The 24,060-nt window shown below is 63.6% G+C and carries 26 protein-coding genes; 15 read left to right on the forward strand and 11 right to left on the reverse strand.

All coding sequences use genetic code 11. The features are described from left to right. Positions 1–4 precede the first annotated feature (4 nt). Positions 5–472, reverse strand: a complete 468-nt coding sequence (locus AArcSt11_RS04110) for a hypothetical protein (RefSeq protein ID WP_250594863.1) — start codon at positions 470–472, stop codon at positions 5–7. A 119-nt stretch (positions 473–591) separates the two neighbouring features. Here AArcSt11_RS04110 and AArcSt11_RS04115 point away from each other — a divergent pair, with 119 nt between their 5' ends. Further along, positions 592–972 (forward strand): DUF2178 domain-containing protein, encoded by a 381-nt coding sequence (locus tag AArcSt11_RS04115; protein ID WP_250594864.1) that lies wholly within the window; start codon positions 592–594, stop codon positions 970–972. Between the two features lie 9 nt (positions 973–981). Next, positions 982–1,185, forward strand: a complete 204-nt coding sequence (locus AArcSt11_RS04120) for a helix-turn-helix transcriptional regulator (protein WP_250594866.1) — start codon at positions 982–984, stop codon at positions 1,183–1,185. 70 nt (positions 1,186–1,255) lie between these two features. On the opposite strand, the gene AArcSt11_RS04125 is transcribed toward AArcSt11_RS04120, so the two are convergent. Then, positions 1,256–3,223: an aconitate hydratase gene (locus AArcSt11_RS04125; protein ID WP_250594868.1), complete on the reverse strand. Its 1,968-nt coding sequence runs from the start codon at positions 3,221–3,223 to the stop codon at positions 1,256–1,258. 176 nt (positions 3,224–3,399) lie between these two features. Here AArcSt11_RS04125 and AArcSt11_RS04130 point away from each other — a divergent pair, with 176 nt between their 5' ends. Together AArcSt11_RS04130 and folP are read left to right on the forward strand one after the other, a co-directional pair. Then, positions 3,400–3,828: a phosphate-starvation-inducible PsiE family protein gene (locus AArcSt11_RS04130; protein WP_250594870.1), complete on the forward strand. Its 429-nt coding sequence runs from the start codon at positions 3,400–3,402 to the stop codon at positions 3,826–3,828. A 44-nt stretch (positions 3,829–3,872) separates the two neighbouring features. Continuing rightward, entirely contained in the window at positions 3,873–6,329 is a 2,457-nt protein-coding gene (gene folP, locus AArcSt11_RS04135; protein ID WP_250594872.1) for a dihydropteroate synthase, read from the forward strand. Positions 6,330–6,374: 45 nt separating this feature from the next. On the opposite strand, the gene AArcSt11_RS04140 is transcribed toward folP, so the two are convergent. From AArcSt11_RS04140 to metG, 3 genes are read right to left on the reverse strand one after another with little or no spacing between them, the layout of a single operon-like run. Next, positions 6,375–7,289 carry a Vms1/Ankzf1 family peptidyl-tRNA hydrolase gene (locus AArcSt11_RS04140; protein WP_250594874.1) on the reverse strand — a complete coding sequence of 305 codons (915 nt, stop codon included), beginning with the start codon at positions 7,287–7,289 and terminating at the stop codon, positions 6,375–6,377. A 58-nt stretch (positions 7,290–7,347) separates the two neighbouring features. Beyond that, entirely contained in the window at positions 7,348–7,722 is a 375-nt protein-coding gene (locus AArcSt11_RS04145) for a winged helix-turn-helix transcriptional regulator (RefSeq protein WP_250594876.1), read from the reverse strand. A 49-nt stretch (positions 7,723–7,771) separates the two neighbouring features. Next, entirely contained in the window at positions 7,772–9,856 is a 2,085-nt protein-coding gene (gene metG, locus AArcSt11_RS04150; protein ID WP_250594878.1) for a methionine--tRNA ligase, read from the reverse strand. Positions 9,857–10,020: 164 nt separating this feature from the next. On the opposite strand from metG, the gene AArcSt11_RS04155 reads away from it, so the two are divergent. Then, the gene (locus AArcSt11_RS04155; protein ID WP_250594880.1) at positions 10,021–10,203 is read left to right on the forward strand and encodes a hypothetical protein; all 183 of its coding nucleotides are present in this window, start codon (positions 10,021–10,023) and stop codon (positions 10,201–10,203) included. Positions 10,204–10,393: 190 nt separating this feature from the next. Next, entirely contained in the window at positions 10,394–10,681 is a 288-nt protein-coding gene (locus tag AArcSt11_RS04160) for a DUF7344 domain-containing protein (RefSeq protein WP_250594882.1), read from the forward strand. Between the two features lie 180 nt (positions 10,682–10,861). Here the strand turns inward: AArcSt11_RS04160 and AArcSt11_RS04165 are convergent, their stop codons facing one another. The 3 genes from AArcSt11_RS04165 to aspS all read right to left on the reverse strand — a co-directional run bounded on the left by AArcSt11_RS04165 (position 10,862) and on the right by aspS (position 14,213). Next, positions 10,862–11,554 (reverse strand): DUF4013 domain-containing protein, encoded by a 693-nt coding sequence (locus AArcSt11_RS04165; RefSeq protein ID WP_250594884.1) that lies wholly within the window; start codon positions 11,552–11,554, stop codon positions 10,862–10,864. 144 nt (positions 11,555–11,698) lie between these two features. Beyond that, positions 11,699–12,772, reverse strand: a complete 1,074-nt coding sequence (mfnA, locus tag AArcSt11_RS04170) for a tyrosine decarboxylase MfnA (protein ID WP_250594886.1) — start codon at positions 12,770–12,772, stop codon at positions 11,699–11,701. A gap of 139 nt (positions 12,773–12,911) precedes the next feature. After that, entirely contained in the window at positions 12,912–14,213 is a 1,302-nt protein-coding gene (aspS, locus tag AArcSt11_RS04175; protein WP_250594887.1) for an aspartate--tRNA(Asn) ligase, read from the reverse strand. A gap of 145 nt (positions 14,214–14,358) precedes the next feature. Here aspS and AArcSt11_RS04180 point away from each other — a divergent pair, with 145 nt between their 5' ends. After that, positions 14,359–14,850: a GNAT family N-acetyltransferase gene (locus AArcSt11_RS04180; RefSeq protein ID WP_250594889.1), complete on the forward strand. Its 492-nt coding sequence runs from the start codon at positions 14,359–14,361 to the stop codon at positions 14,848–14,850. Positions 14,851–14,867: 17 nt separating this feature from the next. Here the strand turns inward: AArcSt11_RS04180 and AArcSt11_RS04185 are convergent, their stop codons facing one another. Then, on the reverse strand, positions 14,868–15,281 hold the full coding sequence (locus AArcSt11_RS04185) for a winged helix-turn-helix transcriptional regulator (RefSeq protein WP_250594891.1): 414 nt from the start codon (positions 15,279–15,281) through the stop codon (positions 14,868–14,870). Positions 15,282–15,410: 129 nt separating this feature from the next. Here AArcSt11_RS04185 and AArcSt11_RS04190 point away from each other — a divergent pair, with 129 nt between their 5' ends. Together AArcSt11_RS04190 and AArcSt11_RS04195 are read left to right on the forward strand one after the other, a co-directional pair. Continuing rightward, positions 15,411–15,797, forward strand: coding sequence for a hypothetical protein (locus AArcSt11_RS04190; RefSeq protein WP_250594893.1), 387 nt, complete (start codon positions 15,411–15,413; stop codon positions 15,795–15,797). Further along, a complete protein-coding gene (locus AArcSt11_RS04195) occupies positions 15,794–16,639 on the forward strand; it encodes an NAD(P)H-binding protein (RefSeq protein ID WP_250594895.1) in 846 nt (281 codons plus the stop codon). Before AArcSt11_RS04190 ends, AArcSt11_RS04195 begins: the two co-directional genes overlap by 4 nt. An 18-nt stretch (positions 16,640–16,657) precedes the next feature. On the opposite strand, the gene AArcSt11_RS04200 is transcribed toward AArcSt11_RS04195, so the two are convergent. After that, on the reverse strand, positions 16,658–17,359 hold the full coding sequence (locus AArcSt11_RS04200) for a phosphoglycerol geranylgeranyltransferase (RefSeq protein ID WP_250594896.1): 702 nt from the start codon (positions 17,357–17,359) through the stop codon (positions 16,658–16,660). Positions 17,360–17,446: 87 nt separating this feature from the next. Here AArcSt11_RS04200 and AArcSt11_RS04205 point away from each other — a divergent pair, with 87 nt between their 5' ends. The 5 genes from AArcSt11_RS04205 to AArcSt11_RS04225 all read left to right on the forward strand — a co-directional run bounded on the left by AArcSt11_RS04205 (position 17,447) and on the right by AArcSt11_RS04225 (position 22,041). Then, positions 17,447–18,178: a prephenate dehydrogenase/arogenate dehydrogenase family protein gene (locus AArcSt11_RS04205; protein ID WP_250594897.1), complete on the forward strand. Its 732-nt coding sequence runs from the start codon at positions 17,447–17,449 to the stop codon at positions 18,176–18,178. After that, positions 18,171–19,607, forward strand: a complete 1,437-nt coding sequence (locus AArcSt11_RS04210) for a small ribosomal subunit Rsm22 family protein (protein WP_250594898.1) — start codon at positions 18,171–18,173, stop codon at positions 19,605–19,607. Before AArcSt11_RS04205 ends, AArcSt11_RS04210 begins: the two co-directional genes overlap by 8 nt. A 177-nt stretch (positions 19,608–19,784) precedes the next feature. Beyond that, on the forward strand, positions 19,785–20,756 hold the full coding sequence (locus tag AArcSt11_RS04215) for a transcription initiation factor IIB (protein WP_250594899.1): 972 nt from the start codon (positions 19,785–19,787) through the stop codon (positions 20,754–20,756). A 91-nt stretch (positions 20,757–20,847) separates the two neighbouring features. Next, complete coding sequence (locus AArcSt11_RS04220; protein WP_250594900.1) at positions 20,848–21,522, forward strand: type I 3-dehydroquinate dehydratase; 675 nt, start codon at positions 20,848–20,850, stop codon at positions 21,520–21,522. A gap of 51 nt (positions 21,523–21,573) precedes the next feature. Then, the gene (locus AArcSt11_RS04225) at positions 21,574–22,041 is read left to right on the forward strand and encodes a DUF6677 family protein (RefSeq protein ID WP_250594901.1); all 468 of its coding nucleotides are present in this window, start codon (positions 21,574–21,576) and stop codon (positions 22,039–22,041) included. Positions 22,042–22,088: 47 nt separating this feature from the next. Here AArcSt11_RS04225 and AArcSt11_RS04230 read toward each other — a convergent pair whose 3' ends face one another. Next, positions 22,089–23,270, reverse strand: coding sequence for a 3-dehydroquinate synthase II (locus AArcSt11_RS04230; protein ID WP_250594903.1), 1,182 nt, complete (start codon positions 23,268–23,270; stop codon positions 22,089–22,091). 165 nt (positions 23,271–23,435) lie between these two features. On the opposite strand from AArcSt11_RS04230, the gene AArcSt11_RS04235 reads away from it, so the two are divergent. After that, entirely contained in the window at positions 23,436–24,020 is a 585-nt protein-coding gene (locus AArcSt11_RS04235) for a hypothetical protein (RefSeq protein WP_250594904.1), read from the forward strand. The last annotated feature ends 40 nt before the right edge of the window (positions 24,021–24,060 follow it).

Below are 24,060 nucleotides of genomic sequence, written 5' to 3' on the forward strand. Positions count from 1 at the left end.
CCGACTACGTGTTCCGGATGCCTAAGCCCTGTCGGCCGTCGAACATACCTGTGAGATACCAGCCGAACAGAAGCGGTGACACGAGCAGTGTGATCGGAACGACGACCCAGACCTGTCCGGCGAGCACGTCGTACTGACCGATCGTCACCGAGACTGGAGTTCCCTCGACGTAGCCGACCAGAAACTCGAAGCCGACGGTCAGTACCGTCCACAGCACAGCGATGGCCGCCAGCTCGCTCCGCGTATATTCGATCGCTGTCCGGGCGAAGTACAGAGCTGAAACCACGAGAATCGCGACGACGAGCAGAGCCGTACTCACGACATGGGCCATGTACTCGCCCATCCGCGGGACGAGGACGACCTCGCGGAAGCCGCCGTTTACCACGGCGAGGACGGCCATCAGTACCCACGCTCCGAGCGGGAACAAGAATGCCCGAGACAGACGTGCCCCGAGCGTAGTGGGTGGTTGCATTGAGGACGGTTCGATGCCCATGATCAAAGAGCTGTCTGTGTGGGGTAGGCCTTCAAGAAACTCATCCTTTCCATAATGGAAAAGAGTTAAGACTCTATGTAAAGTTGTCTTTACTCACAATGTGGATTACACAATCACGGATCGCACTCGTCATCATCGGAATCGTCTCGTTGGGTGTTGGGTTCACCGTCGGATATCTCGACCCCGACATCCCGATACTCGCATTCCTGATTGTAGCGGGCGCGATCGGGGGGACCGCGATGTTTCTCTACTACCGGAGCCAGCAGCGAACCGGGAGCGTCGACGAGCGATATATCCGGATCCAGGGTCGCGCATCGATGGGGACGGCAAGCGCGCTGATCGTGAGTTTGAGCGTGCTGGCCGCCGTCGTCACCTTCACCGACTACCAGCTCCCAATCGAATGGGTGCTATGGGGACTCGTCTTCGGCGGTATTGTGCTCGACGAAGGGCTCCTCGAACTGTACCGGCGTCGGATGTGATCGAAAGCAATGGAAAACCCGCTGAAAGTCTGGCGCGCCAAAGCCGACATCACACAGGCCGAACTCGCCGACGAGCTTGGCGTATCGCGACAGACGATCAACGCGATCGAGGTTGGCCGATACGATCCAAGCCTCGAACTTGCGTTCAAACTCGCCACGCACTTCGACTGTACGATCGAGGAGATCTTCGAGTACGACCCAGACGAGGAGTGACCCGTCAGTCGTACCGACAGCTACGCCGTCACATAGACAAAAAAGGTCGTGTTGTCGTGGAGGTCTCGCGTCAGTCGTCCGCGGGTGCAGGACTGTCGCCGCCTTCGGCCTGCTGTTTCGTCCACGGCAGCTTCCCGCCCAGCGAGAGCATGTCGCGCTCGCGCCGGGAGGCGTTCAGCGTCGCGGTCGCTTCCCAGTCGTCGTTGACGCGGACGGTGAACTCCTCCTGTCCGCTCTCGACGCCCTCGCGGACATCGTCGACGATCTCGATGTCGTCGCCCTGATCGATCTTCTCGTAGGTGTCCTCGTCGATGATCAGCGGGACGAGACCGAAGTTAAACAGGTTCGCGCGGTGGATCCGTGCGAAGCTCTGTGCGAGCACGCCCTCGATGCCCAGATACATCGGGCACATGGCGGCGTGTTCGCGAGAGGAGCCCTGTCCGTAGTTCTCGCCGGCAACGAGGAAGCCGCCGTCGGCGTCGGCCGCTCGCTGTGCGAACGTGTCGTCGACACGCGAGAGAGTGAACTCCGAGAGCTTGTCGATGTTCGACCGGTACATCAGGATGTCCTGCGTTGCAGGGATGATGTGGTCGGTCGTGATGTTGTCGTCCATCTTCAGCAGCGCCTCACCGGCGAGGTTGCTGTCGAGTTCGTCCTTCAGTGGCACGTCGCCGATGTTGGGTCCCTTGATGAGCTCGTCGTCGACAGCCTCGTCGGGGGCGATGAGGTCCGTCTTGGAGCCGTCGTACTGATCGGGCAGTTCGACGCCTGGTGCGTCGACCCCGTCGTCTTCGAGTTCGCGCGGATCGACGATCTCGCCTTTGAGCGCCGCGGCCGCGGCGACCTCGGGCGAACAGAGGTAGACGTTGTCGTCCTCGATGCCCGAGCGCCCCTCGAAGTTGCGGTTGAACGTCCGCAGGGAGACGGAGTCACTCGCGGGAACGTGGCCGATGCCGATACAGGCACCACACGTCGCCTCGGAGAAGTTGACACCGGCTGCCATCATCTCGGCGACCCAGCCCTGTCGGGCGAGCATCTCGGAGGCCTGCTTGGAGCCGGGTGCGACGATCGTCTCGGTCTCCATGGAAACCTCGCGGCCTTCCAGCATCTTCGCGACGGGGAGGATATCTTCGTAGCCGCCGTTCGTACAGGAGCCGACGATGACCTGTTCGACGTCCTCGCCAGCGGCCTCGCTGACGGGAACGACGTTGTCCGGCATCGAGGGCTGTGCGATGAGCGGTTCCAGATCGGAGAGATCGACGACGATCTCGTCGTGATACTCGGCGTCGTCGTCGGGCTGGAGCTCGACGTACTCCTCGCCGCGGCCGACGCGTTCGAGGTAGTCTTTCGTCTGCTCGTCGGTCGGGAAGATCGAGGAGGTCGCACCGAGCTCCGTGCCCATGTTGGTGATCGTCATGCGCTCGGGAGCGGTGAGCGTCTCGACGCCCGGACCGGTGTATTCGAGGATCTTGCCGACGCCACCTTTCACGGAGAGTCGTCGGAGCAGCTCGAGGATGACGTCTTTCGCGGTCGCCCACTCGGGGAGTTCGCCCTCGAGTCGGACACTGACGACTTCCGGCATCTCGATGTAGTACGGTGCGCCACCCATCGCGACGGTGACGTCGATCCCACCTGCACCGATGGCGAGCTCGCCGAGCCCGCCGGGCGTCGGGGTGTGGGAGTCCGAACCGAGCATCGTCTTGCCGGGGGCCGCGAAGTTCTCGCGGTGGACATTGTGGCAGATACCGTTGCCGGGGCGGGAGAAGTGTGCCCCGAAGGTGCCGGCCGCAGAACGCAGGAAGCGGTGATCGTCCGTGTTCTTGAAGTCAAACTGATATGTCTGGTGGTCACAGTACTGGGCAGCAATCTCGGTCTGGACCTCTTCGAGGCCCATCGCCTCGAACTGCAGCCAGACCATCGTCCCGGTCGTATCCTGAGTGAGAACCTGATCGATCTCGATACCGATCTCCTCGCCGGGCGTCAGCTCGCCTTCGACGAGGTGATCATCGAGGATCTTCTCTGTTAGTGTTTTTCCCATAGCGCGCGGATATCGTTTTTCCTCAAATATAAAACCCGCGAGTCCCTCCTGTTCAACCGTTCAGAATTCGAGATGTGGGTCGGGCGTCGCTGTCCCACCTGTTCAGAAACGGCTATCGCTCGGCGGGCTGGTTCGTCAGGTACGCGCTTTTTGAAGCCGCAGTCACTGTTTGTCCTATGGACAGTCGGGTGTCACAGTTCGCCGTACCGAGCCAGACAGCCATGGACTGGCTGGTGCTCGCGACCGCGTACGTCCTGTTGGTGCTGTTTTTGATCGGCGTCTTCGACGTCCTGATCGGCCTGTACGGGCTGTTCGTGACTGGACAGTTCACGGAGCCGGTCGCGCTCGTCCGGCTGCTCGATACTGTCTTGCTGTTGTTGATTATCGTCGAAGTCCACCGAACGCTGCTGGCGTACGTCCGTGACGAACCGGTTATTCGGATCGTCATCGGCGCAGCGATTATCGCCGTTGCACGGGAAATTATCAGTTTCCGGCTGGACGACTTCGCGACGACCGACGACGCACTCACCGCGGCAAGCGCATTCTCGCTCCTGCTGATCGTGCTCGTGGTCGCGTACTACGTCGTGTACGCCCGGATCGAGTAGCGCCATCCGACAGTCTAAAGCGCACGGCACGGGACGTGTTCGATATGAAGTTCCACGACGCGGCGAACTTCCTCTACGATCTGCGCCGGTTCGGTCCACGCCCCGGGATCGAGTCGACCGCGGATCTGCTCGCCGCACTGGAGGACCCACACGACGATCTCGACTGCGTGCAGGTCGCTGGCTCGAACGGCAAGGGCAGCACGGCCCGAATGACGGAGTCGATCCTCCGGGAGGCCGGTCTCACCGTCGGACTCTTTACGTCGCCACATCTGGAGGACCTGCGCGAACGCATTCGTGTCGACGGGCGCAAGATCCCGAAAGGGGCCGTCTGTGAGTTCGTCGAGCACGTCGAGGGGCACGTCCGCGATCGCGGGGCGGAGGGGATCTCCCCGACGTTTTTCGAGGCGACGACTGCAATGGCACTCTGGCAGTTCGCCCGCGAGGACGTCGACGTCGTCGTGCTGGAGGTCGGCATCGGCGGCAAGAAAGATGCCACGAGCGTCGTCGATCCGGTCGCCAGCGCAGTCACCTCCGTCACGCTCGAACACACGGGCGTCCTGGGGGATACGATCGAGGAGATTGCACAGGACAAAGCCCACGTCGCACCCGCCGATGCGCCACTGGTGACGGGCGTCGACGGTGTAGCGCTCGACGCCGTCCGCTCGATTGCTGGTGAGGTCGTCACCGTCGGCGCGGGCGGCGACGTGGTGCCGACCTACGGCGGCCGGACGAATCACACCGAAGCCGCCATCGGAATCGAGGGGCCAGACTGGTCGGTCGACACGCGGCTCCCGACACTGGGTGCTCACCAGTCCGAGAACGCGGCCATCGCGGCGACGCTCGCCCGGCACGTCATCGACGAGCAGGGGGGCGACCTCGCCGAAACCACGATCGAGACCGGCCTCCGGCGCTCGCACTGGCCCGGCCGGTTCGAGGTCGTGGAGCAGGAGCCACTGACCGTGCTGGACGGCGCACACAACCCTGGTGCCTGCGAGCGGATCGCGGAGGTCCTGACGGAGTTCGAGTACGACGACCTCCATCTCGTCTTCGGCGGGATGCACGACAAGGACCACCGGGCGATGGCCGACGCGCTCCCGACCGCCGACCGCGTCGTGGCGTGCCAGCCAGACCTCGATCGCGCCGAGGACGAGGCCGTACTCGCGCGGGTATTCGAGGCAAGCGGGGCCGAGGAGGTCGTCACGAACAACTCCGTCGAGGGCGCGCTTTCGCGGGCGCTCCGCGAGGCCGACGCTGACGACTGCGTGCTCGTCACCGGATCGCTGTTCACCGTCGCTGAAGCCCGGACGCGCTGGACACGCCTGCAGGTGCCAAAACGTGTCGAGGAGATCGACGATGCCCGCGCCGTCCTCTCGGACGCCCACGTCACCGATCCGGGCGTCTGGCGGATGCGCGGCAAGGGCGTCCACCGCGTGCTCAAAACCCGCGTCCAGAAGCGGCAGGCCCAGTACCTCAAAGAGGAACTGCTCAGCCTCGGCGGCGAGTGTGCCCTCTCCGGGCTGAACGATCAGGACGACGTGATCATCGATGTCGTGATGATGGCGACGATGGCCCAGTTCAACCGGCTCGTGGACAAACTCGACGGCCAGCCCTACGGCCTCTCGGTCGTCGGCGAGGAGATCCGTGAGACCCTGGGGATCCGCACGGCCGACCCCGAGAGCGGCTACCCGTGGGATGAGGGCACCGCCGTGATGGGCATCCTCAACATCACGCCGGATAGCTTCCACGACGGCGGCGAGTACAACGCCGTCGAAGCGGCACGCGAACGCGCCGAGCGGATGGTCGCAAACGGCGCGGCGATCCTCGACGTGGGCGGCGAGAGCACGCGACCCGGGGCCGACCCGGTCAGCGTGGAGGAGGAGATCGACCGGGTCGTCCCGGTGATCGAGGCCATCGCCGATCTGGATGCCATGATCTCCGTGGACACCCGCAAAGCCGAGGTTGCTCGGGCCGCCGTCGAGGCCGGTGCCGACATCATCAACGACGTGTCCGGGCTCGAAGACCCCGAGATGCGCTTTGTCGCCGCCGAGCACGACGCCGCGCTAGTCGTCATGCACAGCGTCGACGCGCCGGTCGATCCCGACACCGAGATCGACTACGACGATGTCGTCGAGGACGTGATCGATCAGCTCGCAGAACGGGTCCTGCTCGCCGAGAAAGCAGGGCTCGATCGCGAGCAGATCGTCGTCGATCCCGGGTTGGGCTTCGGGAAGCGCTCGGCGGAAAGCTTCGAGCTACTGGATCGGTGTGACGAACTCGCCGCGCTGGGCTGTCCGATCATGATCGGCCATTCGCACAAGTCGATGTTCGCGCTCTCCGGCCAGGACGCCGACGAGCGCCTCCCCCCGACGATCGCCGGGACGACACTCGCGGCCGAGCGCGATGTCGACATCGTCCGCGTGCACGACGTCGCCGAAAACGTCGCGGCGGTGAACGTGGCCGAGACGACGGCCGGGAACACGTCGTCTGGAACGGACGACTGACAGCGGTCATTGTTGAATATTCAGCGTACGCTCCAACACCCGATGTCACAGCGTGTACATTCGCACGGTGAAAAACTCCTGCACCGCGTTCTTGAGGGCCGGTTTGGGCTTGCCCGATGCGTCCACCGTTCCCGTTGCAGCGGGGTCCACGTCTGCCTCTAGCCGGTCGATCGCTTCGGCGTCGCCGAGCAAGAACAGTCGATCTGCAGATCGTTCCTGGATTTTTTCTCGACATTTGTTCAGATGTCGACGCACCTGCTCCTCCCGGAGCCGCTCGAAGCGGGCCTGCGAGTAGCCCCCCTTCGAGTGGTCGCCTTTCACGTCCGTCCGGAACCCGCTGGTAGATAGCTGCTCGTCGCCCGTGTACTCTCCGAGTGCGAACAGATCGGCACGCACGAGTGCCACCGCGTATCGGCCGGTTGGTCGGAACCATTCGCGGTCGATCTCGACGCGCTCACCCCACCGCTCGAACGACTCGGGGGCAACAGGGGGACGCAACGCTACGCTTAGCAGCCCCTCGTCGTCGGTGATCGCCAGACAGGGACTGGCGCGCTCGACGAGCGCAGTTCGCTCACCGAAGGCATCCCGCGTCGTTGACGAGGCATGACCCTCCACCATCGTCGTAAAGACCCCTTCCTCGTCGGTCTCGAAGCTCTCCAGCCGGTCGAGTACCCCAGCCAGACGTCCCCCTCGAACGTCGTCGACGGATCGAAACGAGATTTCGCTGTCCTCGTCCCGGAGTCGTTCGACCGTGTCCTCAAGCTGTGTCACCCTGTCTTCTAGCCGGTTGACCCGTTCCTGAGCGTCCTGCCGGTCACTGACTGCGTCGGCGCGTCGCTCCTCGGCGGCGTCGAGTTGTTCTCGCAGCCCGTCGCGCTCCTCTTCGAGCTCGGCTAGCTCGGCTTCTAGCTCGTGAATACGCTCTTTGAGGCCAGCGCGTCCGAGTAGCGTATCGATCATAGAAAGGAAACTGCGCGGCGCACACTTTTACGTTCCGACCACGCCCGTAGAGCGGCGACTACACGATCGACTCGGCAGGCTCTGTGGCCTCTTCGAGATACGTTTCACCCCAGTCGATCATTGCGTCGATCACCGGTTCGAGGGATTCTCCATGTTCGGTGAGCGCGTACTCGACCCGGAACGGCGTCTCGCTGATAACCCGTCGTTCGAGGAGGTGTTTGTCCTCCATATCTTCCAGACTCTCCGAGAGGACCTTCGACGAGATACCGTCCAGATCACGTTGCAGGGCGTTGAACCCGAGCGGGCCGTTCTCTAGCAACGTGTGGACGATGACTGGATGCCACTTCTTGCCGATGATCGCGGCCGTCGACTCCATCGGGCACCAGTCGTCACCCTCACACCACGTGGGGAGGGCGGAACTCGGTTGACTCATACACCTCGTTGCGACCGTCCCCTCTAAAGCATAGCGAGTCTCTCGTCGGCTACTGTACCTTCGTCCCCGGTTCGGCGTCTTCGTGTGTCGTCAGCAGGTCGGCCTGCTCGCCAGCCGCAAGCACCATCCCGTTGCTCTCGACGCCGAACAGTTCGGCCTGCTCCAGGTTCGCCATCACGATTACCTTCGTCTCCGGTAGCTCGTCGACGTCGTGAAGCTGCTTGAGCCCGGCGACGATCTGGCGCGTCTCGACGCCGATGTCGACGTCGAGGCGGAGCAGTTCGTCCGCGCCGTCGATGCCCTCGGCGCTCTCGATTCGGCCGACTCGCATGTCGAGGTCCTGGAACTCGTCGAAGCTGATCCGGTCGTCGAGAACGGGTTCTACGTCGGTGACATCGTCCTCGCTCGCGTCGTCGTTGTCTTCCTCGCCGTCCGCCGCCTCGTCCGTTGCTGCTTCGATACGCTCGTCGAGTTTCTCGTTGAGTTCGGCGACGCGGTCGTCCTCGATCTTGCCGAACAGTTCGTCGGGTTCGTCGAATTCGCGGGGCGGGGAAGCGAGCGCGTCCTCGAGTTCCGTGTCGGCTACCGTCCCCGCTTCGCCCAGCTGCTCCCAGACGAGCTGGGCCTTGCCGGGGGCAATTGGCTCGAACAGCACGGCGGTCGCCTTCGCGATCTGGACGCAGTCGCGGATGACCTGTGCAGCCTGCTCGGTATCGTCGTCGACGAGGTTCCAGGGCTCGTTGCGCTGGATGTACTCGTTACCGAACTTCGTGAGTTCGAGCGTCGCGGTGGCGACCGCCCGTAGCGAGTAGTCGTTGACGCCCGCCTGGAACGCGTCCATGGCGTCTTTGATGCGCTCTTCGACCTCGGCGGAGACGTCCGCGTCGGGTGTCCCCTCGTAGTTCCGGTATGCAAACAGCAGGCTCCGGTAGAGGAAGTTTCCGACGTTGCCGACCAGCTCGCCGTTGACCTTTTCCTGGAAGGCATCCCACGAGAAGTCGACGTCCTGCTGGAGGCCGCCGGTCGTCGTCAGATAGTACCGCAGGAGGTCGGGATGGAACCCCTCGTCGAGGTATTCTTTGGCCCAGATTGCACGATTCCGGCTCGTCGACAGGCCCTTGCCGTTGATCGTGATGAAGCCTGTCGCGGCGATCCCGCGCGGTGCGTTGTAGCCCGCGCCTTCGAGCATCGCCGGCCAGAAGATCGCGTGGTGCTGGATGATATCCCGACCGATTACGTGGACGATCTCGCCTTGCTCTCTCCAGACCTGCTCCCAGTCGTACTCGTCGGTGCCGACACGTTCCGAGTACTGCTTCGTCGAGGCGATGTACTCGATCGGTGCGTCAACCCAGACGTAGAGGACGAGGTCACTTTCGTCTTCCCCCTCGGCGGTCGGGTAGTCGATCCCCCAGTCCATATCTCGCGTGATACACCAGTCCTGCAGGCCGTCCTCGATCCACTGGCGCGGCTGGTTCCGGGCGTTCGATGTCCCTTCCAGGTTGTCGAGGAAGTCGGTGAGGTAGTCGGCGAACTCCGAGACCTCGAAGAACTTGTGGGTGCGCTCGCGGTACTCCGCGGGGTTGCCGGTGATCGAACTCTGCGGGTCCTCGACCTCGCCGGGTTCGAGGTGGCGCTGACAGCCCTCGTCGCACTCGTCGCCGCGAGCCTTCTCACCGCAGTAGGGGCAGGTCCCGACGACGTACCGATCTGGCAGATACTGGTCGGCGTCGGGATCGTAGGCGACCTGAATCTCCTTCTCGTAGATGTAGCCGTTCTCATCGAGGGTCCGGACGATCTCCTGGGTCAGTTCGGTGTTCGTCTCGTCGTGGGTGTGGCCGTAGTTGTCGAACTCGACGTTGAACTTCGGAAACGTCTCCTCGTACTGTTCGTGCCACTCCAGGGCGAACTCCTCGGGGTCGACACCTTCCTTCTCGGCGTTGACCGCGACCGGCGTGCCGTGCATGTCCGATCCACAGACGTAGGCCGACTGCTGGCCCAGCGTCTGTAGACTTCGGTTGAACGCGTCCGCACCGATGTACCCGCGCAGGTGACCGATATGCAGGTCGCCGTTGGCGTACGGCAGCCCGCAGGTCACCACTGCCGGACTGTCCGTCGGAAACTCGTCGTTGCTCATACTCCCTCATCGTTGCTTGCCCGAGTAAAACCCGCTGGTTTCCGACCGGCCCGTTCCAGTGTCACGATACCGTTATACGTCTGTCCGGTCTGAACTCCCTGAGAAGCAGCGACGAGCGCCATCGACGCACATAGCGTTTCAGGCGCGCTGCTCTCCCGACAACCATGACGACCGACGATGCGGCCACTCACCGAAACGAGTCTGCCACCCACGAATTCGAGGCACAACTGACTGACCTGCTACTGACCGCTTTTGCGGACGGGGAAGATATCGCCGGATGCTGGCGGATCGAGACGCCAGCTAGCAGCGTCCCGGACTGGACTATCGAGATCACCTGCGAGATGTAGCTGTCTGTTGCGGTCTGTAACTATCACTTTAATATCCGTACATAACGAGTACATATTATTATAACTCCCCGGCCGAAGGTAGGGTCGTACCCACCGTGTGTGTACGCAGGGAACCATGAATACAGATACCAGAGACAATAAGCACGGGGCCGTACGGAACGAACTATCCGCGGAGGTCATTTTCGATCTATTGAGTGTCACGCGCCGCAGACACGCGCTGTACTATCTCACCGAGCAGGTCGGGACAATTAGCCTGCACGAACTCTCGGACGCGCTGACCGTGTGGGAGGCAGTTGACGGGGAGCACCACCACCAGCGAATTGCAACCGGTCTGTATCACAGACACCTGCCGAAACTCGCGGACGCTGGTGTTCTCCGGTACGACCCCGATGCTGATACGATCGAACTCCTCCCGGCTGCCGAGCAGCTACAGCCGTATCTCGGTCTCGCCGCGCAAGACGATGCGCGGTCAGTGTAGCATTGCTGGTCTCTCCTGACCCAATACTACAATAATTGTAGCATTAAGCTACACTATTCGAAGCCAGTTATCTCGTCGAATAGCTGTGATGGCGCGGTAGCAGATTCCGCACGCCGATTTGATATCTCGACATTTGGTTTATATCTCGGTGGCCGCAGCAAATACCAGAAGGAGAGTCTCTCAGACTGCGGACTGCTCCTTGCCGACATCCGGGTCGACGCTCAGCAGGGCCTCGGCGTGGTCGCCCCACACTCGCCCGACGACGTGGTAGGCGACGACCAGCGTATAGAACACCACGAAGGCGCTACCGACCACACCAAGTACGGGAACGACATTCAGCAGGCTAGCGATCGCTCCTCCAGCGAGGACGACCAGCAATCCGACCAGCCACGCCGAGGCGTACGCCTCGCTCCGGAGAACCGGGCGCAGCCGAGCCCAGTCGAACCCCGAATCGATCGTCTCCTCCTCGGCGACGTTCGCCAGTGCGGCCGGAAGCGCGTATGCGACGGCGATGGTGAGCCCGAGCCACAGCAGGCCGCCGATCAGCACGCCGAGCACACCGAGGAGGCCGAACTCAGCACCTATCGTGATGACGCCGCCGACCGCTACCGCGACTCCGACCAGTGGTATCAGCCCGTACACGATCGAGACCACCGTCCCGCGGAGCCCGTCGACGAACAGCTCCCGCCACTCGTCCATCACGGGGGGCTGTGGCTCGTCGGCCGCCGAACTGCGAAGCACCCGAAGGAGATACCCAACGAGCAGTATCGTCGGAACGACGAGCACCGACAGTAGTACCAGTAGCCCGCCGAGGATGATCGTTCGTGCCGTCTCGTCACCGGTTCGTGGATAGTTGAGTATCTCGATGTTCATGATGTGGGACGCCCGGGATCGAGGGGTCCTACGTGTAGAAACGGCTTTAGATAGCATAGCCGTAGCTGTCGGAAGGCCCCGTTTTAGCCACTGTTGGTCGGGTTTACGCGAGGTATACGCACTGTTAGACTCCGGGCCGATCGCTCAGGAGTTCGTTCGAGGTCGTGCTCGCAGGGCATCGACGTCCGCCATGAACGCAGACAACTGTTCGCGAGTGACGTGGGGCATACAGACGATCCGCAGTTCTCCCGCGCCCGTCCGGGAGATCCGCCACCCCTCCTCGCGGAGTCTGGAAAACAGTCCGTCAGGGAGGTCAATCGCCAACAGCGGAAGCGTCGGCGACACGGTATCGAACCCGCGGTCCGCGAAGGCGTCAGCCAACCATTCAGTGTTTTGCATCGATCGCTGGAACTGGTCGCGATAGCCCGTCCGCCACAGTTCCTCCATAGCAGCGACGGCGCTGGCGATGCCCGCCCCACTTCGGGTGCCTGTCAGCGTCGCCTGATCGGTCGATTCGAGGTAGGGCGTGTCGATCGCCAGCGCATCGAGGACGTCCGGCATCGAAGTGAGAAATCCACCGGCTGGCACCGCGGCCTGCCCCATCTTGTGGGGATCGATCGTCATCGTATCGATCGGGACCTGATCGAAGCGCCACTCGTAGTCGGTAAAGGGTAGGACGAAGCCGCCCCAGGCCGCGTCGACGTGAAAGAGAGCGTCGACGTCCCGCGCAATCCGGCTCAGTTCGCCGAGGGGGTCGACCCGACCGTATTCGGTCGTTCCGGCGACACCTGCGATCAAGACGGTATCCTCGTCGGCAAGGGCGCTGACGGCGTCGAGATCGACCCGATACTCGTCGGTTGTTGGCGCAGTACGGAGTTCGACGTTCAGTACGCCAGCAGCCTTCTGGAAACTGAAGTGGCCGCTGTCGGGCACGACGACGTTCGGTTCCGCGGTCGTGGCAAGGTTTCTGGCCGCTCGCACGGCCTGAATATTGGCTTCGGTCCCGCCGCTGGCGACGTAGCCGTGTGGACTGGCGAGGCCGGTGATCTCGGCCAACTGTGTGATCGCCTGGGCTTCCAGATCGGCAACCGCCTGATACGTGTCGGGATCGCCAGGATTCGTGGCGAGAAACTGCTCGGCCGCTTCACGGGCTGCCGGGTGCGGTGTCGTACACATCGACGACAGGACCCGACCGAAATCTTGCGGCTCTGCTCGCATTGACCGTAATGACGGGCGTCGGCCGTTTAGTGATTGCGCTTCAGAAAGGATGTCAATTGTCGGCCGTCGCCTACGGCGACAGACGCCGGCGATCCGGCGAGACTCGCAGCGCTCGCCTCGCTGGCTCTCAACGTCTTCGCTACGGGCTCAGACGTTGACGATCTCGCGGGAACAACACCGCTTCCCGGATGTTATCGAGATCGAGCATCGTCATGACGACGCGCTCGACGCCGTAGGCCCACCCGGCGTGGGGCGGCATCCCGTAGCGGAACATCTTCGTGTAGTACTCGAACTGGCTGGGGTCCAGACCCTGCTGCTCGAAGCCTGCTTCGAGCGCCTCGAAGCGGTGTTCACGCTGGCCGCCCGAAACCAGTTCCATGCGCGGGTGCATCAGGTCGAACCCCTTCGAGAGCTCGGGATCGTCGTCGTAGTCCTGGATGTAGAACGGCTTGATCTCGCTGGGCCAGTCGGTGATGAAGTAGTGGCCGCCGATCTCATCGCCCAGTGCCTTCTCGGCCTCGGTCGAGAGGTCGTCGCCCCAGACGAGCTGCTCGTCGAGTTCGCCGGTCGCGTTGATGCGTTCGATAGCTTCCTCGTAGGTGAGTCGCGGGAAGTCCTCCTCGGGCGCGGCGAAGTCGTCGTAACCGAGCAGTTCGAGCTGCTCCTCGCAGTTCTCCTCGACAGCCTGGTAGGCGGCGTGCAGCGTGCCCTCACAGACGTCCATCGCCTCGTTGTGATCGATGAAGGCGGACTCGAAGTCGATCATCGTCGCCTCGTTGAGGTGTCGGGGCGTGTTGTGTTCCTCGGCACGGAAGATCGGCCCAATCTCGAAGACGCGTTCGAGGCCCGAGCCGACCATCAGCTGCTTGAACAGCTGTGGCGACTGGTTCATAAAGGCCTCCTCGCCGAAGTAGGTGACCGGGAACAGTTCAGTTCCGCCCTCGGTGCCTGTAGCCACGATCTTCGGCGTGTTGATCTCGGTCCCGCCGACCGATCGGAAGTACTCCCGGACCGCGCGCAGGATCTCCGCGCGGATCTCGAAGACCGCCTTCACTTCGGGCTTGCGGACGTCGAGTGTCCGGTTGTCGAGCCGCGTCGAGAGGTCGGCGTCGACCTTTCCGGAGGGGTCGAGCGGCAGTTCGGGGTCGGCTTCGGCGATCACTTCGACCTCCTCGGGCACGATCTCGACGTCGGTCGGCGCGCGCGGCTCCTCTTCGACTGCGCCGGTCACCTGTACGACGCTCTCGCGGGAGATGTTGAGGCCGGTCTCGACGAGGTCGTCGTCCATCTCGTCTTTCTCGAACTTGACCTGAATCTTTCCGCTTGTGTCCCGCACGATAAGGAAAGCGATGCCACCGAGATCGCGAAGCTCGTGTGCCCACCCGGCGACGGTGACGGTGTCGCCCGGTTCGGCGTCCGCTGTATACGTTCGGTCTTCCATACCCCCGATTTTCGCCGCCGAGCCTTAAACTGCGTCGGTTCGGTGTGGAGACATCCAGCGCGGCTCACAGACTGTAAACCTAAGAGTGCTATATTGAATCGAGGGTAGCGGTACACTTTCGATTCTGGAGTCACACTCTGGCTGCATGACGTCAGTTCGTATCGCGACGGGACAGGATACGGAGGCAATTCTCGCGCTTCACACCGACGCGATCCGTGTACTGGGGGCAGATGCGTACAACAACCGGCAGATCGATGCCTGGGCCGAGAAGGAAGACGGGACGAAAGCCTATCCGACCACCGAGAACGGTCACCATCTGGTCGTCGCCGAACGAGACGGCAAAATCGCGGGCTACGGTCACGTCATCACCAACGCCGAGGAGATCCGTGCGGTGTACGTCGACCCCGATCACGCACGATGTGGCGTCGGCTCGACGATCCTCGCCCATCTGGAGGGGTACGCGCTGGGTCAGGGACTCGACCGCGTTGAGCTGTGGTCCTCGCTCAACGCGGTCCCGTTCTACGAACGGCAGGGCTACCGGACGATCAGGGATGAGACGATCCAGAAGGAGTACGAGGGAGAATCGGTGCCGTTGCCGGTGCGAGTCATGGAGAAGACGTTCGGGCCGTGGCGGTGAGCGTGGGTCGGGATCGTCTACTGGTCCGTGACCCGATCGATCGCCCACTCGTGGAGGTAGCCGAAGGCGGGGAACAGCTCCTCGGCCTTTTCGGTCGGCTCGTAGACGACTCTCGGGGGGACTTCGTCGTGGGACTCCCGGATCAGCAGCCCCGCCTCGGTCAGCTCGGAGAGCCGCGTCGAGAGCGTGTTCGGCGGGACGTCGAGCGTTGACTGGAGATCGGAAAAACGCAGGGGCTCCTCGGCGACGGCGAATTCGCTGAGCACCGCCATCGCGTGGGCTTTCCCGAGCACATCGAGCAGGTCGGCGACGGTCGCCTCGACCGCTGCCCGATCCTCGTCGGAGAGCGTCTCGCGTCGCGCTCTGACGTCCTCGCCCGTCTTTCGTCCCGGCGGTGCGTGATCTGCTGGCGGACCGTTGTTCCCGCTCATAAGCGTCGTAACGGCGTCCGATCACTAATACTTTTGTTTTCGAACTATTGGAACTGGCGGCGATAGACGGCTAATACTTCGATACTTCGAAGTTACAAGCTTATTACTTCGAAGAGTGTAGTCTGGGGTATGACAATACGCACTGGCCTTCGGACTGTGATCGGTCGAGCCGTCCCTGCGCTCAGTTTCGCGGTCGCGGGCAACCTCGTAGTGCTCGTCCTCGCGTACCTGACTGTCGGCCTGTTCGGCCCGCTCAGCCTCGTACCGGTCGTGCTCGTCTCGACGCTCGCAGGAATCGGAGCGGCGATAACCTACAGCCTGCTGGACTGGCGACTCGCCGATCCGGATCGGCCGTTCCTCGCTATCGCTGCGGTGGTTCTGCTCGTTTCGTTTGTCTCCCTCGATTTCGCGGCGACGCTTGACGGTGCGACGATTCCACGGCTGGTCGTACTGGGAGTAACACACGTGGTCGCGGCGGCGGGCTGTGTCGCCGCGCTGGTAGATGTTGGTCAATGACGCAGGTACTGGTCACCGGCGCAACCGGTACGGTGGGATCGCTGGTCGCCGACCGCCTGCTCGATCGGGCAGAGCTAACGGTGCGAGTGGCCAGCCGGAGTCCGGCGTCCGCGCGCAAGCGATTCGACTGCGAGGTGACTCGGTTCGATTTCACCGATCCCACGACCTACCGCGAGACGTTCCGCGGCGTCGATCGTCTCTTTCTGGTCCGGCCGCCTGCCATCTCCCGCGTTCGGCGCGATATTGTCCCCGCGCTCGCGGCGGCGGTCGGGGCGGGTGTCGAACAGGTAGTCTTCCTGTCGGTACTCGGCGCAGGTCGGAACCGCGTCATTCCGCACGCCCGCATCGAGTCGTGGCTAGCGAGCTCGGACGTCGACACAACCGTTCTCCGGGCCTCGTTTTTTATGCAGAACCTGACGACGACACACCGCAACGAGATCAGGGACGGCGAGCTGTTCGTCCCCGCGGGTAGCGGCGAGACCAGTTTCGTCGATGCCCGAGACGTCGCTGACTGTGCGGTCGCGGCGCTCACCGAACACCGAACTGGAACGTACGATATCACTGGCTCGGCGGCGCTCGACTACTCGGAAGTCTGTAGGATCCTTTCAACCGTGCTCGATCGCGAGATACAGTACGCCGATCCGTCGCTTCCCCGGTTTCTCGTTCGACGCTACCGGATCGATCACGACCCCGCCAAAGTGTTCGTGATGGGCGGGATCTACACTACCGCCCGGCTGGGACTCGCCGACCGCGTCACCGACGACGTACAGGAGCTCCTCGGTCGCGAGCCGATCGCGTTCGAGAGCTTCGCTCGTGACTACCGTGATCGCTGGAAAAAGTAGCTACTCGGGTGGCATACCTCAGGCGTCCTGTGCGCCACGGACCGTCTCGGCGACGGCCTCGGCCCCTTCGTCGTGGACCAGATCGCCGACGACGACGACGTCCGCATGCTGGCCGAGTTCGTACGCGGAGTCGTAGTCGTGGACACCGCCGCCATAAAAGAGGGTGGCCTCGTCGAGGGCGTCGTGTGCCGCGCCGACGATTTCGGGGTCACCGAGCGTGCCGGAATACTCGACGTAGATAATCTCCTGGCCGAACAGTCGTTCGGCGACAGTGGCGTAGGCAGCGACGTCGTCGGGGCTCAGGTCGCAGTCGGCCTCGGTGTAGGATGCGACTGCCGAGTCGGGGTTCATCACGATGTACGCTTCCGTGGTGATCCGGTCCCACGGCAGGTCGTCCTCGATCCGGGTCCACTCCTTGTGCGCGCCCGCGAGCCAGAACGGGTTCTCGGTGTTGAACACGGTCGGGATGAGGTAGCCGTCGAGCGCGTCGTCGTTGACGGCGACTTCGGGTGCGCTCGGTTCGAGATATAGCGGCACGTCGTGGGCGGCACACGCCTCGATGACGCGTTCCATTTTGTCGGTCGTCATCCCGGTCGTCCCGCCGATCTCGATGGCGTCAGTTCCGGTTGCAAGCACGTCCTCGTACGTTTCCCCGTCCGGTAACGTCTTGTCGGGGTCGATCTTCACGATGTGGTCCCACTCGGCCCAGGGAGCAGTCATACCCGAATCAATTCCGCGAAGCGGCTAAAACCCCTTCGGAACGGCACTCCGAATCCCTTTTGAGGCGAGGATTGCTATCTCGCGTCGATGGAGGTACTGATCGTCGGTGCAGGCGCGATGGGGCGGTGGTTCGGCGAGAGCGTCGACGCGACACCGGTCTTTACGGATATCGACGCGGACGCCGCGGCGAGCGCGGCGGATGCCATCGATGGGCGGGTCGCCGCACCGGACGAGACGTACGAGGTCGTCTGTATCGCCGTGCCGATGTCGGCTGCCGAAACGGCGATCGCCGAGTACGCCGACCGGGCGACCGAGGCGATCGTTGACGTGACGGGCGCGATGGCTGGCCCCGTCGCAGCTATGGACGCCCACGCCCCAGATCTCGAACGCGTCAGTTTCCACCCGCTGTTCGCGCCGGAGAACGCGCCGGGGAACGTCGCCGTCGTGGCCGACAGTCCGGGACCGGCCACCGACACGCTCCGCGGGAGCCTCGCGGTGGCAGGCAACGACCTGTTCGAGACCACGTCCGAGGAACACGATAGGGCGATGGACGACGTACAATCCGGAGCGCACGCGGCGGTGCTTGCCTACGCGCTGGCGACCGAGGACGTCCCCGAACGGTTCCAGACGCCGATCTCGGGTGGGCTGGAAGCGCTGGTCGAGCAGATGACCGGGAATAACCCCGACGTGTACACCGAGATCCAGTCGACCTTCGACGGGGCCGAAGATGTCGCCGCGGCGGCGGCACGGATCGCGGATGCGGACGACGAGGAGTTCAGGCGACTCTATCGGGAGGCCGGGAGGACCGACGATGAGTGACGACGAACGAACGGCGATTCGGGATACGGCGAAATACATGAGGGAGGTCCGGCCGATCGATCCCGAAGAGATCTACGAGTACGTCGAGAGCCAGCCCCACCCTGCGGTTGTACGTCAGACCCTTCGCGAGGAGGCGTTCGACCTTGGACTCGTCGAGACTGACGAGGGAACGTTCGTGCCAGTCGACGAGGACCCGGTCGCGACCGGCGTGGAGCGGGTCGACCGGTTCCCCGACGAGTACGGGACAGTTCTGGAAGAACTACTCGTCACAGAGTACGGGGTGGACTGGTCGGAGGGCGACTCCGGTGACGCCCTCCGCGAGCGGATCCGAAAGCTCAAAGACGCCTACTACCGCCAGCATCCGGTCGAGTACGACTATGAGGCGGCGCTGGGCTACGGGATCTACCATCTGCCGGACTACTACGCAGTCGTCCAGTACGCCCTCGCCGACCTGATTGAGCGACGGTTGCTTCCGCGCAAACTGCGGGTGCTCGATGTCGGGGCTGGTGTTGGCGGTCCCGCGCTGGGCCTGTGTGACCTGTTGCCCGACGACGCGCTCGTGGAGTATCACGCAGTGGAACCGAGCGAGGCGTCCGACGTGCTGGCGTCGATGCTCGATGAAACTGGTCGAAACGTCCACACGGAGATTCACCGGGAGCGTGCAGAGGCGTTCGAGCCGACTGCGGTTGACGGCGATGACGAGTTCGACCTGGTCGTCTTCGGGAACGTCCTCAGCGAACTGGACGATCCGATAGCGGTTGCCCGGCGGTATCTCGACGTACTCGCGCCAGCGGGGTCGCTACTTGCGCTCGCACCGGCGGACCGGAACACGAGCACCGAACTGCGGGCGGTCGAACGCGCCCTCGCCGACGATCCGTCGGGACCCGGCGCGACGGTCTACTCGCCGACGGTCAGGCTCTGGCCGGGCGAGTCGCCGACCGATCGCGGCTGGTCGTTCGATGTCAAACCGGATCTCGAAGTCCCCGCCTTCCAGCAGCGACTGGAGGACGCCGCGTCAGGGCCGGACCACCATCAGGGGGAGTTCGTCAACGTCGACGTACAGTTCTCCCACTCGATCCTCCGAACTGACGGGAAACGCCGTCTCGACGTGACGCCCAATCCCGATCGGTGGGCGAAGATGGCCGACATGGAAGACCACGTCTCGAACCGGATCGATCTGGTCGCGCTGAAACTCAGTCACTCGCTCTCGGATGGCGGCAATCCACTGTTCAAGATCAGTGATGGCAGCGAGTCAGTTGAACACTACGCCGTCCTGACGCGTGAGACCTCACTCAACAGTGATCTGGCTGACGCCGGGTACGGCGACCTCCTGGCGTTCGAGTCTGTGCTGGCGCTCTGGAACGACGACGAGGGCGCGTACAACCTCGTCGTGGACGAGGAGACGGTTATCGACGCGATGGTTGCGTGATACTCATCAACAAGAATGTTTTGATTCCTGTCGCTATTCGAGGCGTATAACGGCTCGACACCGAGTATGGTGCCCATATTCCAAAGAAGTTATATAGTAGTGCTCGCAAGTCATACGAAAGGAATCACCCGGGATTTTTCCAGGGTTACCTGCCCGGTTAGCAGCCGCCTTCGCACCATGACAGAACAAAACACCCGAACGCGAACCCGATCGAGAGCAGCAGAGCAAGAACAGGAAACCGAAGACGAGGGACTCGCCTGTCCCGAGTGCAGCGGCCAGCTGATCAACGACGAGGAACACGGGGAAACCGTCTGTAACGACTGTGGGCTTGTGGTCGAGGAGGACTCGGTCGACCGCGGCCCCGAGTGGCGCGCGTTCGACGCCCAGGAGAAAAACCAGAAGTCCCGCGTCGGTGCACCGACGACGAACACGATGCACGACAAGGGGCTGTCGACGAACATCGACTGGCGCGACAAGGACGCCTACGGGAACTCGCTTGGCTCCCGCCAGCGCGAGAAGATGCAGCGCCTGCGCAAGTGGAACGAGCGGTTCCGTACCCGCGACAGCAAGGAGCGCAACCTCAAGCAGGCCCTCGGTGAGATCGACCGGATGGCGTCGGCCCTTGGTCTGCCGAGCAACGTCCGCGAGACGGCAAGCGTCATCTACCGCCGCGCGCTCAACGAGGACCTCCTCCCGGGACGTTCGATCGAAGGCGTCTCGACGGCCTGTGTGTACGCCGCCGCGCGACAGGCAGGCGTCCCCCGCAGTCTCGACGAGATTGCGGAAGTGAGCCGCGTCGAGAAAAACGAGGTCGCCCGCACCTACCGTTACGTGGTCCGCGAGCTCGGCCTCGAAGTCCAGCCTGCAGATCCCGAAAGCTACGTCCCCCGCTTCGCGTCGGGACTCGGCCTCTCCGACGAGTCCGAGCACCGCGCCCGCAAACTCCTCCAGAACGCCAAGGAGAAAGGCGTCCACAGCGGCAAGTCGCCGGTCGGCCTCGCCGCCGCTGCGGTCTACGCCGCCGCTCTCCTGACCAACGAGAAGACGACCCAGGCCGCGGTCAGCGAAGTCGCGGATATCTCCGAAGTGACGATCCGCAACCGCTATCACGAGCTCCTCGAAGCCGAGGAGAGCCTCGGTCTCGCCTGATCGGACACCGCTTTTGCTCTGTGAGTGACTTCGTCGCGCTCTGTCGCCGCGCAACGTATGCTTTTTGAGCTAGCCTCACGTTCGCGCAGATATGAACTTCGACACTTTCGTGCTCGCCGCCGCGACGGCAACGCTCGACGACGAGCCGGCGGCACGTGAACACGCCGACGCAATCGAGTTTCGGATGGACCTCGCCGAGGACCCCCTCTCCCAGCTCCGGACGTACGACGGCGAGTTACCGATCATCGCCACGAACCGTGCCGAGTGGGAGGGCGGCGAGGCGTCCAGGCCGGGGCGTCTCGACGCACTCGCAGAGGCCGCGCAGGTGTCGGCAGTCGAGGCGATCGACGTCGAACTTCACACGCTCGAAACGCCGGAAGGTGTCGCGATCGCGGAGAACGTGCGTGCGGCGGAGATCCCGATCATCGCGTCGGTTCACGACTTCGAGCGGACTCCGTCCTCGGCCGACCTCCGCAAACTGCTCCGCCGGGCATCGAAGCACGGTGATATCGGCAAGCTCGCGGTCACCGCACAGACATCACGGGATGTCCTCGATTTGCTCGGTGCGACGCAGGCGATTTCGGCGACAGGCAGGACGGTTGCCACGATGGCAATGGGCGAGGTCGGGCGGCACTCGCGGGCCGTCGCACCGCTGTACGGCTCCCGGATCGGCTATGCGCCGGTCGATCCGGCGGACGCGACCGCGCCCGGCCAGTACGATCTCGCGACGCTCCGGACGCTCGTCGACCAGTTGCGTTCCGAATAGCTCGCGTTCGACAGTCTAATGAGTCCACGGTAGCTACTCGCAGGAAAGGTCATGATCCGGAAACGTCCGCTGATCGCCGTTCTGCTTGCCTTTGTCTACCCCGGTCTCGGACACGCGTACCTCCGCCGCTGGCTGCGTGCGCTCCTCTGGTTCGGACTGGTCGTTTCCGCGGTCGTCTTCATCGTCCCGAACGAGCCGTTCGAGGCTGCCGACTCGGTGCTCGCTGGGGCACAGGCGGTCGCCGAACAGCTCTCCTTTGGCGAATCGCTCGCGCTCGCGTCGATCGTCGTGTTCAACATGCTCGATGCATACGTACTGGCGGCGTACGTCGACCGGCCCACGACAACACGGGCCGGTGACGAGGACACTGTGCCCTCTTGCCCACACTGTGGGAAGGACCTCGACGAGGATCTGACGTTCTGTCACTGGTGTACGACCGAGCTCGACCAGCTCGCGGAGACCGAGGCGTCCGCCGACGCGGAGCCGACGGGTGACACCGACAGCGTGAAAAACGCCTGATTACACGAAATGAACGAGAAAGCCCACGAGTTCAGTCGTGGGAGCAGTCACTTTTCGATGATTTTCTCTTCGACGGCTTCCCCGAAGTGGCGAGCGGTATCCTCGTGATAGAGGCGGATCTCGTCGCCGGCTTCGAGATCAGTGACGGCCTTGCGCCCCTCCGTCGTCGCAACTTTCACCGTCTCGGCGTTCTGGATCAGCGTCTCGATCCGATCACCGTCCCCGAGTTCGGCCTCGACCCGGAACATCGGGCGCTGTTCGATCTTGACGCGTCCAACGACCGCCTCACGGGTGTTGCCGTCCGTATCGACGACCTGTACCTCGTCGCCGCTTTTTAGCTCCGAGAGATATTTCGTGCCGCCATCGGGCGTCCGGATGTAGGCGTGGACCGCACCGGCGTTGACCCGGAACGGGCGTGAGGCGACGTATGGGGACTCGGCGGTCTCCGCGTGGACGAAGACGAGGCCACGGGACATCGAGCCGATCAACATCCCCTCGTCGTGGTCCATCAGCGAGCCGGTGTCGACACAGACGCGGTCTGCACTGCCCGCCCGTTCGACCGTCAGCACTTCTGCGCTCGTGAGATCGAGCGTTTCGCGTTCCGCCTCGTCCCGGACGTCGACGGTCGAGCGGATCTCGTCGGGGTCGTCGCTGTCGAGCAACACGGCGTCGGCCCCGATCTCCAGCGTCTCGTACGCCGTCTGGGCCTCCTCGGCGCTCGTGACGCCCGCGATCAGCGTCGTCTCGTCGCCGATCCGGGCGATGAGGTTCTCCAGCGGGATGATCGACCAGTTCTCGCTGACGATCATCGTGTACTCGGCTTCCTCGGCAGCGGCCTCGGCGAACGCCTCGTAGTCCTCGTCGAAGATCCGGACGTAGGCTCCCTGCGTGCGGTCGTCGTTCCGCCGGAGCGTCGTCAGATCGGCCGAGCCGGAGAAGTCGGTGGGAAGATCGACCGTCCCGTCGCCCTCGCCGTGTTTGCCGACCACGTAGGCGTCGGGCTCTTCGATGTCGTCCGCGTCGCTCTCCGCGTCGTCGATCACGTCGACGTCTCCCCCGGTACGGAAGGCCGCCACGTTGACGTCGCCGAGCTCGCGAACCTTCCCAACGTCGCCCTCGTCGACGAGCACCCAGTCGACGCCCGATTCGAGGCCCGCCGTGATCCGCTTGCGCCGCCGGTCCCAGTCGCCGACGGAACTGTCGGCTTTCAGCCAGACTTCGCGTGTCATGTCCATACGCTCGCAGCGGTCCGGCTTGAACGTGGCGGAACGCGTGGGTGATATCGGCACACCGGCCGTTCCTATTTTCGAGTCATTCTAAACACTACTGATTGTAACAGTTGTAATGATACTATCTCGATAATTGATAAGTATGCACTCCGACAAGCAGGTAGTATGACGTCGGAGATCGGACGACGGCTCGATGCCGTGACGACAAGCGACGCGGGAGTGCACTCGCTCACCGAGGACGAGCGCGTGGCACGGCTCGCCGACGTGCTCGTCCAGCGCGTCGGGTCGACGGCCGAGGTGGTCGGCGCGGTCCCGACCGCTGTCGCGGCCGTGGGGATCGTCCAGCGTCGGCTCCGTGGCGACGCCGCTCCGCTCGCGGAGATCGCGCCCCACAGCTGTCCGATCTCGGACGTCATGCAAGCCGAGGACGAGCTGCTCGACGCGCTCGACGACCCGGCGGACGACGCGGTGATCGAGCGACTCCAGGCCCGTGTCTGTCGGTGCCGTGCGGTGCTCGTCGCGACCGCCCGCGAGCGCGCCGGGCCGCCACGACTGACCGGCGTCCTCTGTCCGGGCGACCCCGACGAGTTCGCGGTCCCAGAGGGGATCGACCCCCTCCCGCCAGAGGCGGACGTCCGGCCGCTCAAGGCCCGGTATCACCGGCTTCGGGCGGATCTGCGCTCGGCCCAGCTGGGCGTTGCGCTCGACAGTTATCTCGTCGACGCCGAGCTATCTCCGCCGGATTCGTAGAGCCCGCTGACGCTTCGGCCCTCCAGCCGTTTCGGCCCTC

Source organism: Natranaeroarchaeum aerophilus, assembly GCF_023638055.1.
Lineage (GTDB): Archaea > Halobacteriota > Halobacteria > Halobacteriales > Natronoarchaeaceae > Natranaeroarchaeum > Natranaeroarchaeum aerophilum.

Coding starts and splice junctions, on each gene's coding strand:
- AArcSt11_RS04110 (WP_250594863.1), bottom strand. CDS start 472: ATGCAACCACCCACTACGCTCGGGGCACGTCTGTCTCGGGCATTCTTG.
- AArcSt11_RS04115 (WP_250594864.1), top strand. CDS start 592: ATGTGGATTACACAATCACGGATCGCACTCGTCATCATCGGAATCGTC.
- AArcSt11_RS04120 (WP_250594866.1), top strand. CDS start 982: ATGGAAAACCCGCTGAAAGTCTGGCGCGCCAAAGCCGACATCACACAG.
- AArcSt11_RS04125 (WP_250594868.1), bottom strand. CDS start 3,223: ATGGGAAAAACACTAACAGAGAAGATCCTCGATGATCACCTCGTCGAA.
- AArcSt11_RS04130 (WP_250594870.1), top strand. CDS start 3,400: ATGGACAGTCGGGTGTCACAGTTCGCCGTACCGAGCCAGACAGCCATG.
- folP (WP_250594872.1), top strand. CDS start 3,873: ATGAAGTTCCACGACGCGGCGAACTTCCTCTACGATCTGCGCCGGTTC.
- AArcSt11_RS04140 (WP_250594874.1), bottom strand. CDS start 7,289: ATGATCGATACGCTACTCGGACGCGCTGGCCTCAAAGAGCGTATTCAC.
- AArcSt11_RS04145 (WP_250594876.1), bottom strand. CDS start 7,722: ATGAGTCAACCGAGTTCCGCCCTCCCCACGTGGTGTGAGGGTGACGAC.
- metG (WP_250594878.1), bottom strand. CDS start 9,856: ATGAGCAACGACGAGTTTCCGACGGACAGTCCGGCAGTGGTGACCTGC.
- AArcSt11_RS04155 (WP_250594880.1), top strand. CDS start 10,021: ATGACGACCGACGATGCGGCCACTCACCGAAACGAGTCTGCCACCCAC.
- AArcSt11_RS04165 (WP_250594884.1), bottom strand. CDS start 11,554: ATGAACATCGAGATACTCAACTATCCACGAACCGGTGACGAGACGGCA.
- mfnA (WP_250594886.1), bottom strand. CDS start 12,772: ATGCGAGCAGAGCCGCAAGATTTCGGTCGGGTCCTGTCGTCGATGTGT.
- aspS (WP_250594887.1), bottom strand. CDS start 14,213: ATGGAAGACCGAACGTATACAGCGGACGCCGAACCGGGCGACACCGTC.
- AArcSt11_RS04180 (WP_250594889.1), top strand. CDS start 14,359: ATGACGTCAGTTCGTATCGCGACGGGACAGGATACGGAGGCAATTCTC.
- AArcSt11_RS04185 (WP_250594891.1), bottom strand. CDS start 15,281: ATGAGCGGGAACAACGGTCCGCCAGCAGATCACGCACCGCCGGGACGA.
- AArcSt11_RS04190 (WP_250594893.1), top strand. CDS start 15,411: ATGACAATACGCACTGGCCTTCGGACTGTGATCGGTCGAGCCGTCCCT.
- AArcSt11_RS04195 (WP_250594895.1), top strand. CDS start 15,794: ATGACGCAGGTACTGGTCACCGGCGCAACCGGTACGGTGGGATCGCTG.
- AArcSt11_RS04200 (WP_250594896.1), bottom strand. CDS start 17,359: ATGACTGCTCCCTGGGCCGAGTGGGACCACATCGTGAAGATCGACCCC.
- AArcSt11_RS04205 (WP_250594897.1), top strand. CDS start 17,447: ATGGAGGTACTGATCGTCGGTGCAGGCGCGATGGGGCGGTGGTTCGGC.
- AArcSt11_RS04210 (WP_250594898.1), top strand. CDS start 18,171: ATGAGTGACGACGAACGAACGGCGATTCGGGATACGGCGAAATACATG.
- AArcSt11_RS04215 (WP_250594899.1), top strand. CDS start 19,785: ATGACAGAACAAAACACCCGAACGCGAACCCGATCGAGAGCAGCAGAG.
- AArcSt11_RS04220 (WP_250594900.1), top strand. CDS start 20,848: ATGAACTTCGACACTTTCGTGCTCGCCGCCGCGACGGCAACGCTCGAC.
- AArcSt11_RS04225 (WP_250594901.1), top strand. CDS start 21,574: ATGATCCGGAAACGTCCGCTGATCGCCGTTCTGCTTGCCTTTGTCTAC.
- AArcSt11_RS04230 (WP_250594903.1), bottom strand. CDS start 23,270: ATGACACGCGAAGTCTGGCTGAAAGCCGACAGTTCCGTCGGCGACTGG.
- AArcSt11_RS04235 (WP_250594904.1), top strand. CDS start 23,436: ATGACGTCGGAGATCGGACGACGGCTCGATGCCGTGACGACAAGCGAC.